We start from the raw sequence: 12,154 nt of genomic DNA, 5'->3' as shown, positions 1-12,154 counted from the left end.
GACGGCTCCTTACAGGCGGTCGATGTTGGCGGCTTCCAGCTGCTGGAAGTAACGGACCGTCTTGACTTTCAGCTCCATGGTGGAGGGCTCGTCGCACACCATCATGCCCTTGGGATGCAGTTGCAGGGTGGAGATGGTCCACATGTGGTTGACGCAGCCTTCCACCGCGGCCTGCAGGGCCAGGGCCTTGGCGTGGCCTGTCACCAGGATCATGATCTCTTCGGCATCCATCAGGGTGCCGACACCCACGGTCAGCGCCAGCTTGGGCACCTGCTCCATGTCGCCACCGAAGAAGCGGGAGTTGGCGATGCGGGTATCCTCGGTCAGGGTCTTGACCCGGGTACGGGAGGCCAGGGAAGAGGCTGGCTCGTTGAAGGCGATGTGGCCGTCGTTGCCGACGCCGCCCATGAAGAGGTGGATCCTGCCGTAGGACTTGATCTTGTCCTCGTAGCGCTTGCACTCGGCCACCAGATCCTCGGCATTGCCGTTGAGGATGTTGATGTTTTCCGGGCGAATGTCGACGTGATTGAAGAAGTTGTTGTACATGAAGCTGTGATAGCTCTCCGGGTGCTCTTTGGGCAGACCCACGTACTCATCCATGTTGAAGGTCACCACGTGCTGGAAGCTCACCTCGCCGGCCTTGTGCAGCTCGATCAGGCGCTTGTAGGTCGTCAGCGGCGTGCCGCCGGTGGGCAGGCCCAGCACGAAGGGGCGGTCGGCTGTCGGTTTGAACGCATTGATGCGGTCAACGATGTAACGGGCAGACCAGAGACCCACCTGGCTGGCAGACTTCAACGGGATCAGGCGCATTTTATATACCTCAGTACGGTTGCCGCACAGGATTGACGGCAAGGGACCAAACACGGATTCAAGTTGTTTTATAGCGTAAATAAAGATTGCGAACTAAGCCACATCTATCCGCTACCTTTATCTCTGTTGAGTGATAATGATCACGAAAGCTGGTTTATTAATTTGCGCAGCGAAATAAAACACATAGACTGCCAATCAAGCCTTGATGGCTTATGCGTCGAACGTGATAAGCACTTAATTTCTAGAAAAACATCAACTAAGGAGAGGAACCGTGAACATTCTCGGTTATTTGCAAAAGATCGGCCGTGCCCTGATGGTGCCGGTAGCGGTATTGCCTGCCGCAGCGATCCTGATGGGGATTGGCTATTGGATTGACCCGAACGGCTGGGGCGGTGGAAGTCCGGTCGCAGCTTTCCTGATCAAGGCGGGTGCCGCCATCATCGACAGCATGCCCGTGCTGTTTGCCGTGGGTGTCGCCTATGGCATGTCCAAGGATAAAGACGGTTCCGCCGCGCTGGCCGGTCTGGTCGGCTTCCTGGTGGTCACCACATTGCTGAGCCCGGGCGCCGTTGCCCAGATCAAGGGTATCCCGGCCGACCAGGTGCCGGCAGCCTTTGCCAAGATCAGCAACCAGTTCGTCGGCATCCTCTGCGGTGTCATCGCGGCTGAGCTGTACAACCGCTTCAGCAGCGTCGAGCTGCACAAGGCGCTGGCCTTCTTCTCCGGCCGTCGTCTGGTGCCGATCGTGACCTCCGTTGTCATGATCGTTGTCTCCTTCATCCTGATGGCGGTCTGGCCGGTTATCTATGGTGGCCTGGTGAACTTCGGTGAATCCATCGTCAGCATGGGCTCCACCGGTGCCGGCATCTACGCCTTCTTCAACCGTCTGCTGATCCCGGTCGGTCTGCACCACGCCCTGAACTCGGTGTTCTGGTTCGACGTGGCCGGCATCAACGACATCCCGAACTTCCTGGGTGGCCAATCCTCCATCGACGCCGGCAAGGCTGTCGTGGGCGTGACCGGCATGTACCAGGCTGGCTTCTTCCCCATCATGATGTTCGGTCTGCCGGGTGCAGCACTGGCCATCTACCACAGCGCGAAGAAAGAGCACAAAGAGAAAGTTGCCTCCATCATGATCGCAGCCGCCTTTGCTGCCTTCTTCACCGGGGTGACCGAGCCGCTCGAGTTCTCCTTCATGTTCGTGGCGCCGGTACTGTACGTCATCCACGCCCTGCTGACCGGCCTGTCCGTGTTCATCGCCTCCAGCATGCACTGGATCGCCGGTTTCGGTTTCAGTGCCGGTCTGGTGGATATGGTGCTCTCCAGCCGCAACCCGCTGGCGACCCAGTGGTACATGCTGCTGGTACAAGGCCTGGTATTCTTCGGTCTCTACTACGCCATCTTCCGTGCCGTTATCGTCAAGTTCAACCTGAAAACCCCGGGTCGTGAAGATGACGAAGCCGTGCCGGTACAGGCTCAGACCACCGACCGCACCGAGCTGGCTCGCCAGTATCTGGAAGTGCTGGGTGGCCAGGACAACCTAGTGACCATAGATGCCTGCATCACCCGTCTGCGTCTGACCCTGAAAGATCGCAGCATCGTCGATGAGCGCAAGCTCAAAGCCCTGGGCGCGGCCGGTGTGGTCAAGCTCGGTGAGCAGAACCTGCAGGTGATTCTGGGCCCCTTGGCCGAAATCATCGCCGGTGAGATGAAAGCCCTGCGTTAATCGAGCGACTCGCTCACCTCAAGTCTAAGTCCATTGTTGACATAACTAAGGGCCCCGTTGCCGGGGCCCCATATAAAAAAAGCCAAGAAAATCCAACCTTTACTTCAAATGAGAGCAGCAGTTATGAACTTGAAACATTCTCTGTTAGCCATTGCCATGTCTACCGTTTTCGTCAGCCAAGTGCAGGCAGCCGATGCCGCCAAGCAAGCCGTGGTCGATTCCCTCGCCAGCAATCTGGTCGTCAAGTACGAAGTCGTCACCAATGACGGTGCCGGCGCCGGCCTCGACTGCCAGGCCCTGGGCTCCGAGTGGGCGAGCTGCGGTGTTGCCAAGCTGCACCTGACCAATACCGGTGCCGACGTCACCTCCAAGGACTGGAGCATCTATGTCTCCTCCATCCGCCGCATCCAGCGGGTGGACAACGACCAGTTCACCATCACCCACCTGACCGGCGACCTCTATCGTTTGACGCCAACCGAGAAGTTCCAGGGCTTTGCCAAGGACGCCACGGTCGAAGTGCCCCTGGTGGTGGAGTACTGGGTATTGTTCGAATCTGACATCATGCCGAACTGGTATGTCGCCAGCGAAGGGGCCGAGCCGAAAGTGCTGGCCAGCATGAGCAACATCGACGATGCCACCACCTATGAGAAGCCGATGCCGGCCGATGGCTGGAAACGCACCAAGGATGACAACAACATCCTGATGAACAGCGAGACCCGTTTTGCCGCCAACCAGACCAGCACCCTGCTGCCTGCCGGCAAGATTGACGACCAGATACTGCCGACCCCGATGAAGCAGGTGGTCAAGGCCGGTCCCCAGGTCGATTTCTCCACCATCAAGCTCAATGCCCTGGACCTGCCAAGCGATCGCGCCGAGGCCATCAAGGCTCAACTGACCAAGCTGGGTGTTACCCTCTCCGACACCGGCTACCCGGTCACCATCAAGCTCGGCAGCAAGCTCAAGCAGGCCGAAGGCTATGACATGACCATAGGCGCCAAAGGCACTGTGGTGCAGGGTCATGACATCGACGGGGCCTTCTGGGGCGCCCAGTCCCTGATCTCCCTCTTGGGGGTCAACGACAAGCTGGTGAGCCAGATGAGCGTCGAGGATGCACCGCGCTTCGAATACCGCGGCATGCAGACCGACGTGGCCCGCCACTTCAGAAGCACTGAGACCATGAAGAAGCTGGTTGACCAGATGTCTGCCATGAAGCTCAACGTGCTGCACCTGGGCCTGACCAACGATGAAGGCTGGCGCATCGAGATCCCGGGCCTGCCGGAGCTGACCGACGTCGGCAGCCAGCGTTGCCACGATCTCTCCGAGACCCAGTGCCTGATGCCGCAGCTCGGCTCCGGCCCGACCAGCGACAACATGGGCTCCGGCTTCTACAGCAAGTCCGACTACATCGACCTGGTGCGTTACGCCAAGGCCCGTGGCGTGACCGTGATCCCCGAGATCAACATGCCGGCTCACGCCCGTGCCGCCGTGGTCTCCATGGAGGCGCGCTACAAGCGTCTGCTGGCGGAAGGCAAGGAAGCGGAAGCGAACCAGTTCCGTCTGACTGACCCGGATGACACCTCCAACGTCACCTCTGTGCAGTTCTACGACAAGATGTCCTTCATCAACCCCTGCCAGCCGGGTGCTGCCACCTTCGTGGCCAAGGTGATGGATGAAGTGGCCCAGATGCACCAGGCCGCCGGTCAGCCCCTGACCGCCTGGCACTACGGTGGTGACGAGGCGAAGAACATCATGCAGGGCGGCGGCTATCAGGATCCGGCCGTCACCCAGAAAGCCGATCTGGTCGCCTGGAAGGGCAACGTCGACTCCAGCAAGCAGGACAAGCCGTTCGGCAAGTCCCCGATGTGCCAGAAGATGATCGACGATGGCAAGATCAAGGACGTGGCCGAGCTGCCTGTTCATTTCGCCAAGGAAGTGAGCGAGATGGTCAAGGGCCACGGCTTCTCCACCCTGCAGGCGTGGGAAGATGGTCTGAAGTACGCCACGGACGCCAGCGTGTTCGCCACCGACAAGACCCGGGTCAACTTCTGGGAAACCCTCTACTGGGGTGGCTTCAACGAGGCGATGAAGTGGGCGCACAAGGGCTATGACGTGGTGCTCTCCAACCCCGACTACCTCTACTTCGACTTCCCGAACGAGGTACACCCGGCCGAGCGTGGCTACTACTGGGCGACCCGCTTCAACGACACCCGCAAGGTGTTCGCCTTCGCCCCGGAAAACCTGCCGCAGAACGCCGAGACCTCGGTTGACCGCGACGGCAACGCCTTCGTGGCCAAGGGTGACCAGGATCCGGTCAAGTTCAAGGGGATCTCCGGTCAGCAGTGGAGCGAAACCGTGCGCACCGACGCCCAGTACGAGTACATGGTCTACCCGCGGATCTTCTCTGTGGCCGAGCGTGCCTGGCACAAGGGCGGCTTCGAGCTGGATTACGTGAAGGGCCGCGAGTTCTCCGGTACCTCCAAGCACGTCAACAAGGCCACCCTGAACAAGGAGTGGAACCAGTTCGCCAACCTGCTGGGTCAGCGCGTGCTGCCGAAGCTGGATCAGGCCGGTGTTGAATACCGCCTCTCCGTGCCGGGCGCCAAGGTGGTGAACGGCAAGCTGGAAGCAAACGTGGATCTGCCGGGTCTGCCCATCCAGTACAGCCTGGACGGCACCACCTGGACCGCCTATGACGCCGCGGCCAAGCCGAGCGTGACTGGCAAGGTCTATCTGCGCACCACCAGCTTCGACGGCAAGCGCGCCAGCCGCGTCACCGAGCTGAACTGATAACGTATCGTCACTGACACAGGGCGGGTCGCAAGACCCGCCTTTCCCAAGGCCGATATGTCATCGGATTTGGGAAAGGTTGACTGTGCGTGTGAACCTTTGTTGTGTGTGTATTGTCTGTTTTTCATCACTTGTGACCCCGCCTAGTGCGGGGCTTTTTTTGTCTGGCGATCAGCCAGGCCGCAGGCGGCATAGGGTGGGGAGGCAGGAGCGGGGAGAGGCGGGTCTGACGGGCTGGCGGCTCAGAGCGGATCCTCTGGCCAGTCGATGTCTTGCACGCAGCCGGGATCGTCCAGTGGCAGGGTGCGCAGGCGCCCCTGATGGCGCAGTAATACGCCTTGCGCTCCCTGTTCCCCCTCCAGGCTCGCCAGCTCGGGGAACAGATCGGCGGGGAAGCTGACGGGATGGCCCGGCTGCCCCTGATGGAGGGGACGCACTATCTCCCTGCCCGTCTGGGCGGCTTGCAGCGCCCGCAGGCTGGCGGGGGAGAGGTGGGGCATGTCGGCCAGGGTGATGAGCAGGCTGTGGATGGGGCGGCCGCTTGCCAGCAGGGTGCGCACCCCGTGGGCCAGGCTGTCCCCCAGACCGCCGTCCCGTGGCACCTGGGTCAGCTCGGCGCCGGAGTTCGCCAGCAGGCGACGCAGTGTCTCGTCGCGTTGCCTGAGCACCACCAGCACGCTGTCATGACAGGGGAGCAGGGTGGCCAGGGTGCGCAGGATCAGGGGCGGGGAGCCCGCGAGGCGCTTGTCACTGCCGTAGCGACGGGAGAAGCCGGCCGCCAGCAGCAGGGCGACGCGCTCAGGCTGCATCTGTGGCGTCTCGCAATCGGATGCCCTGGCGCACGGCGATCACCTCGGCCAGCACGGCGATGGCGATCTCAATGGGGGTCTTGCTGCCGATGGGCAGCCCTATGGGGGCGTGGATCCGCGCAAGCTGGGTCTGACTCGCCTCGGCAATTCGCTGCAGCCGCTCCAGCCGACGGGCGCTGGTGCGCACCGAGCCCATGGCGCCGAGGTAGAAGGCGTCGGATTCGAGCCCCGCCATCAGCCCGGCATCGTCGATCCTGGGGTCGTGGGCCAGTGCCAGCACGGCGCTCCGGGCCGTGGCATGGCGCTCGACGAAGCGCTCGGGATCGCACCACTCCACCGCTATTCCTCCTTGCTCCGGCCCCCAGTGCCAGTCGCGGCGGTACGGCTCACGGGTATCGCATAGCCGCACCTCGAAACCGGCGGCCTGACCGAGCCGCGCTACCTGCTCGCTCACCTGGCTGATGCCGAGCAGCAGCAGGCGCCAGCGCTGGGCATAGCTCAGGCGTACTCGGCCTGGCGCCTCTTGCTCGCAGGGATCCATCGTCTCTTCGGCCAGATAGGTGCGTTTCCCCTGCTCGAGCAGCACCTCCCGCACGAAGGGGTGGCCCCCTTGCAGTCTGGTGAGCCACTCATCGAGATCCGCGCTTGCCGCGTCCCCTTCGAGGCGCTCCACCAGCAGCCGGATGCGGCCGCCGCACGGCAGCTCGAACGCACTGCCATCGGGGGCCAGGTGGGAGCCATAGTCCAGCAGGCTCAGGGGGGCATCATGCTCCCCCCTGGCCAGCATGTCGACGAAGGCATCCTCGATGCAGCCGCCGGAGATGGAGCCGCTGCGGTGGATGCCATCGGTGGCGAACAGGGCACCCTTGGGGCGGGGGGCCGAGCCGTAGGTCGCGACTATGCTGCACAGCCAGATGCCTTTCCCCTGGGCCAGCCAGACGAGACTCTGACGCAGCACCTCCTGCTGAGCGTCACTCATCGTGCGCCTCGACGATCTCCTTCTTGAGCGTCTTGATGTCGTCGGCACTCAGGGCGGAGGGCTGATGGGCCCAGGTCTGGCGCAGGAAGTTCACCAGATCCGCCAGTTGCTGGTCGTTGAGCTCTTTGGCGTAGCTGGGCATGGGGGCGAAGCGCTCGGTCTGGCTGTAGCTCTGGGCCGGGATCCCGCGCAGCAGCACCGCCAGGGTGTTGGTCGCGCTCGCCTGATCCAGGGTGGCATTGGTGTACATGGATGGCGTCACGTTCGGCTTGCCCTGGCCCTCCTGGCCGTGACAACCGGCGCAGTAGTCCCGGTAGAGCCCGTAACCCGGGTGCGATGCGTTCATAGTGACCTGCTTGGGTGCAGGCTCCGGCAACGGGGTGTCGCTGCCCAGCAGGTAGCTGGTGACGGCATGCATGTCCTCGTCGGTCAGGTAGGCGAAGCTCTTCTCGACCACGGGATACATGCCGGCGAAGACGCCGCCCTTGACCGAGTAGCCCTTGCGCAGCAGCCGGGTCAGGGAGTCATGGGTCCAGCCCTGGCGCCTGAGCTCGGTGGCGGTGATCTCCGGGGCCATCACTCCCTCTATCATGGCCCCTTTCAGGTAGCGTGAGCCGTCCATCGCCATGAAGGTATCCCGCGGCGTGTGGCACTCGCCGCAGTGTCCCAGCCCATCCACCAGGTAGCGGCCACGGTTCCAGTTGCTGCTCTTGGCCGGATCCGGTTGGAAGGGACTGTCCTCGTGGGCCACCAGGTTCCAGAACACCAGGCCGGTACGCACGTTGAAGGGGAAGCCGACCTCGTTGTCGCGGTTCGGGGTGGCGGCCGGCCTGGTCTGCATGAAGTAGGCGTAGAGCGCCTTCATGTCCTCATCCGTGACCATGTGATAGGAGGTGTAGGGCATGGCGGGATAGAGGCGTCCCTTGGGGGCGTTGCCGTTGTGCATCACCTCATAGAAATCCTCATAGCTGTAGCTACCTATCCCCTGGGCCTTGTCGGAGCTGATGTTGGTAGAGTAGATGACGCCAAAGGGTGTCTTGAACGCCAGCCCACCGGCGTATTTCTGGCCCCCCTCGGCGGTGTGGCAGGCGGCGCAATCACCCACCTTGGAGAGGTATGCCCCCTGTGCCACCAGCGGATCCCGGGTGTCGGCCGCGGATACGGCGCCTGCGCCCAGCAAGAGCGCGAATGTGAGTCTGGAGAGCATCATGTGCGTACTACCCCCTCCGAGATCAGCATGGCCTTGACCCCCTCGTAGTACTTCTTGTAACCGGTGCAGCGGCAGACGTGATCTTTAAGCGCACCCTCTATGGTGGATTCAAGATCGGCCATGGCCACCGGCTCTTTGCGCAGCCGCTCCAGCAGCACAGTGGTCTCGTTGACAAAACCCGAGGTACACCAGCCGCACTGGAAGGAGAAGTGATCCAGGAAGGTCTTCTGCACCGGACTCAGGGCGATGATCTTGCCCAGGTTGTTACGCTGGGCATGGCCTTCCACAGTGCGGATGCGCTGGCCGTTGAAGCGGCCCACCCCGTTGATGCAGGTGCGCACGCTCTCGCTGCTGCCATCCGCCCCGTCGACCACTATGGTGCAGGCATGGCAGACGCCGACGCCGCAGCCGAACTTGGTGCCGGTCAGGTTCACATACTCGTGCAGGAAGTCGATCATCATGGTGTTGTCATCCACTTCGATCGGGCCAATGAGACGGTCGTTGATGGTCATGTTTACGGTGATCATTGGATGGCCTTCTGAATGTCGGTTGCAGTGACGGGAAGATGATAGAAACGGGTGCCGGTCGCCTGATAGATGGCTTCGACCAGGGCGGCGACCACGGGGATCATCACCACTTCGCCTATGCCCTTGGTGGCATCGGTCGGCGAGAGGGGATCGAGCAGGGTGTGGGTCAGGTTCCAGACCGGCAGCTGGTGCGCCAGGGGGACCTGATAGCGGTTCAGGTTCCAGGTGCCGTTGCCCGGCCCGTCCTGCCCGGCGGGCAGGTATTCATAGAGGGCGTGACCGACCCCCATGGCCAGGCCGCCCTGGATCTGCCCTTCCACCAGTTCGGGGACTATGACACGGCCGGCGTCCAGCCAGCTGTGGGCAGACAGTATGTGCACCTTGCCGGAGCCCTTCTCCAGCGCTATCTCGACCAGGGTGGCGCAGGGGGCGTAGTAGGTCACCATGGCGTTGTTCAGGCTGGTGCTGGGGTAGTGGGCCTGGGTGCGATCGAGCAGCTGGTAGCCGTTGGCATCCGCCTGTGCACGTTTCTCGCTGCTGGCGCCGTCGCCGTAGCGCAACGCCAGCGCATCTATGGGCAGGCGCTGGCTCTGACCCTCTATGGTGAAGTCGCACTCGGCCCAGGCCCAGCGGTTGAAGCTGTGGACCATGGCGCCGGTAATCAGGCCGTTGGCGTGAGCGTGGGCCGCCAGCAGGGCGAGCGGCAGCGGCGGCATGCCACGGGTCGTCAGCCCCGCCGGGGTCCAGCTCGCCTCGCTGGCGGGGCCCAGATCCAGGCCTGCCTGACCGACGAAGTACTGCTTGCGCCAGATGGCGGTTGCCGCCGGCCAGAGCGTCTGCTCGAACAGGATGCGGGCCGCGGTGACGGTGGCATGGCTCTGGAAGTAGGAGGAGATGGAGGCCGAAGAGGCCTGCGGAATGGCCAGGGTCCAGCGCGGGTTCTTCTGCATCTCGTCCTGGCGTTCCTGCGAGATGGTGTAGGGGTTGTCGGTCGAGACCAGCTTGAAGCTATCCCAGAGGGCGATTTCGGCGAGCGCTATGGTGTCGGCCGGTTGGCCCAGGTAGCGGCTGACGATCTCGGCCTGGGAGGTCTGGATCCCGGTGCCCATCTCCATGCCGCTGATCTTGAGGAGTATCTCCCCCTTGCTTGTTAGCTCGACGCAGGCGGAGGGGGCCACGGCGCCGGTGCCATAGTCCTTGGTGGTGATGCCAAAGCCAGTGCCGTGGAGGCGATCCGGATGCCGGGCCTCGTAAGCCTGCTTCCTGGCCTGGCGCTGGGCCCAGATCTCGTGCTGCCCGGCCATCGCCAGGATCTCGGGGTAACGGTTGTTGCCCTCGGGAATGGCCCCCTGGGTATTGGGCTGGCCGGGCTTGATCAGGTTGCGGCGCCGCAGCTCCAGCGGATCCATGTTCAGCAGTGCGGCGGCCTCGTTGACCATCATCTCCATGGCCGCCATGGTTTGCAGGGATCCATATCCTCGCATGGAGCCGCAATCCGGGTTCTCGGAGGGCAGGGCGACCGCCGTGATATCGTTCTTGGGCAGGTAGTAGACCCCCTGGATGGCGCTGGCCCCCACGCTGGCCACCGAGCCGGTGAAGTTCAGGCGGCCGCCGCCGTCCACTGTCATGGCGCTGATCAGGGCGCGGAACTGGCCGCTCTGCTTGTCGATCACCAGCTTGTTGTGCATGTTGAACGGATGACGCTTGAGGCCACCCTGGAACTGTTCGAAACGATCGTTGGCCAGACGCACCGGGCCCTCGCCATAAAGGGTCGCGAGCAGGCCATAGAAGGGGAATATGGTGTGATCCTTGGCCCCGAAGCCACCCCCGATGAAGGGGGAATGCACCACCAGCTTGTCGACCTTGCCGGCCAGCGGCCCCTTGGCCAGCATCTCGGCGGCTTCGTAGTAGAAGTCGTGAGGGGACTGGGTGCTCACCACCAGGTGCATGGTGCGCGCCTTGGCGTCGAACCAGCCGTTAAAATTTTCCGGCTCCATCATCATGGGCTCGATGAACTGGGTCTGGTAGCTGCGATCCAGCACCAGGGCGTCCTCGGCCTCCAGCTCCTTGTGCACCTGCTCGGCCTGATACATCCCCTGCTCACCGGCGTTGCCATCGGCTCTGGCCGTCGGCCATACCGGCTGGTGGCTGACGATGGCCGGGAAGAAGAGGCCGTTCTTCAAGGTACTGTATTGATCTTCCCTGCCGAGCTTGCCCTCGATCCGGATGATGCGCCAGCAGGCCCAGGGATCCCGGGTGGTGGCGACCAGGGGGGTCACATCACCGTAGCGCACCACCTTGTTGTTGAACTGCAGGATCTGCTTGGCCCGGTTGAAGGTGGCGAAGTCAGCGAAGATCAGCATGGCGGCCGCATGACCCAGATAGTCCGGGGTGGCCCCTTCGCTGACCATCATGTTGATGCCGTAGAAGGCGGGTAGCTCGACACCGTCGCGTACCAGGTCGGTGGCCGTGATCACCCGGCGGGGCTGGGCATTGGCGGGCAACATGGAGAGATCCAGCCCCAGATAGACGCGATCCGCCTTGTCGAGCCGGATCAGCAGCGCATGTTGCTGCTGGGACGGCCAGCCAGCCAGATCCTGCGCACGATAGTCCCGGCTGTAGATCTTCTGGCCGGTGACCTTGGCCAGGCCATCGCTGCGAAACTTGATCTTGCCCCCCTGCTTCCACTGGCCGAGCAAGGCGGGATCGAAGACCTCGTCTTCCATGCCGGACAGTGAGAGGTTGGCGAGGAGGGGGGCGCTGTAGACGGCGATGCCGGCTATGACGCACTGCTTGATGAAATCACGTCTTGATACGGAGTAGGACATGGCTCAGCTACCTGTGTGAGGATGAGGCGAGTGGCTCGGGGGAAAGGGAGGGGACAGGTGTTGTCGACCATCTTCCCTGATGTCGCAGCAAAAATGACAAAGTTGTAAATAGGATACTAGGATGATGCAGTTTGGAAAATGCCTGGTTTCTGTTGGTTCCAACTCTGTTCAGCTTGGCGAGGTGATTCGCCAAATGTTACAAGATTGTTTCAAAACATTGAAGTGTGATCTCGCCGCAATATCAAGCAGCTATGTGTTTGTGCTCACAGGACACCTTTATGCCCAGGTGCGTCCCACGCTTCTCAGTGGGAAAGTCGCTTGCCCGAGAGCCGATGGCGGCGACATAAAGGAAGCCTGTGGCCGGGAAGCGACCCCCCGTCGATGCAAATGGCGTCTGGCGTAACGTCAGCCAGGGCGCGGCGGCAAATTCCTGTTGAGCCTCATGGATGAATAGTGGATCATTGTCGGTTTCTAAGCG

9 protein-coding genes are annotated in these 12,154 nt (G+C 62.4%); 3 read left to right on the top strand and 6 right to left on the bottom strand.

Annotated elements, in window-relative coordinates:
* Positions 1-9: 9 nt before the first annotated feature.
* Positions 10-810 carry a glucosamine-6-phosphate deaminase gene (gene nagB, locus G4923_RS05465; RefSeq protein ID WP_163135947.1) on the bottom strand — a complete coding sequence of 267 codons (801 nt, stop codon included), beginning with the start codon at positions 808-810 and terminating at the stop codon, positions 10-12.
* A gap of 271 nt (positions 811-1,081) precedes the next feature.
* Here nagB and nagE point away from each other — a divergent pair, with 271 nt between their 5' ends.
* Positions 1,082-2,536 carry an N-acetylglucosamine-specific PTS transporter subunit IIBC gene (gene nagE / locus G4923_RS05460; protein ID WP_106887386.1) on the top strand — a complete coding sequence of 485 codons (1,455 nt, stop codon included), beginning with the start codon at positions 1,082-1,084 and terminating at the stop codon, positions 2,534-2,536.
* Positions 2,537-2,659: 123 nt separating this feature from the next.
* A complete protein-coding gene (locus G4923_RS05455) occupies positions 2,660-5,323 on the top strand; it encodes a beta-N-acetylhexosaminidase (RefSeq protein ID WP_163135945.1) in 2,664 nt (887 codons plus the stop codon).
* Between the two features lie 242 nt (positions 5,324-5,565).
* Here G4923_RS05455 and G4923_RS05450 read toward each other — a convergent pair whose 3' ends face one another.
* Genes G4923_RS05450 through G4923_RS05430 form a run of 5 tightly spaced genes read right to left on the bottom strand, consistent with a single transcriptional unit; the run spans position 5,566 to position 11,676 of the window.
* Positions 5,566-6,132: a nucleotidyltransferase family protein gene (locus G4923_RS05450; protein ID WP_111911265.1), complete on the bottom strand. Its 567-nt coding sequence runs from the start codon at positions 6,130-6,132 to the stop codon at positions 5,566-5,568.
* A complete protein-coding gene (locus G4923_RS05445; RefSeq protein ID WP_163135943.1) occupies positions 6,122-7,111 on the bottom strand; it encodes an XdhC family protein in 990 nt (329 codons plus the stop codon). The genes G4923_RS05450 and G4923_RS05445 overlap by 11 nt, the downstream gene beginning before the upstream one ends.
* Complete coding sequence (locus G4923_RS05440; protein WP_163135942.1) at positions 7,104-8,321, bottom strand: c-type cytochrome; 1,218 nt, start codon at positions 8,319-8,321, stop codon at positions 7,104-7,106. Before G4923_RS05440 ends, G4923_RS05445 begins: the two co-directional genes overlap by 8 nt.
* Positions 8,318-8,848 (bottom strand): (2Fe-2S)-binding protein, encoded by a 531-nt coding sequence (locus G4923_RS05435; RefSeq protein WP_163135940.1) that lies wholly within the window; start codon positions 8,846-8,848, stop codon positions 8,318-8,320. Before G4923_RS05435 ends, G4923_RS05440 begins: the two co-directional genes overlap by 4 nt.
* Positions 8,845-11,676 (bottom strand): xanthine dehydrogenase family protein molybdopterin-binding subunit, encoded by a 2,832-nt coding sequence (locus tag G4923_RS05430; protein WP_163135938.1) that lies wholly within the window; start codon positions 11,674-11,676, stop codon positions 8,845-8,847. The genes G4923_RS05435 and G4923_RS05430 overlap by 4 nt, the downstream gene beginning before the upstream one ends.
* Positions 11,677-11,797: 121 nt before the next feature.
* Here G4923_RS05430 and G4923_RS05425 point away from each other — a divergent pair, with 121 nt between their 5' ends.
* Complete coding sequence (locus G4923_RS05425) at positions 11,798-12,079, top strand: hypothetical protein (protein WP_162627273.1); 282 nt, start codon at positions 11,798-11,800, stop codon at positions 12,077-12,079.
* Positions 12,080-12,154 lie beyond the last annotated feature (75 nt).

The sequence above is a fragment of the Aeromonas rivipollensis genome (genome assembly GCF_010974825.1).
Classification (GTDB): Bacteria; Pseudomonadota; Gammaproteobacteria; order Enterobacterales; family Aeromonadaceae; genus Aeromonas; species Aeromonas rivipollensis.
This window is presented reverse-complemented; position numbering and strand designations above follow the sequence as displayed.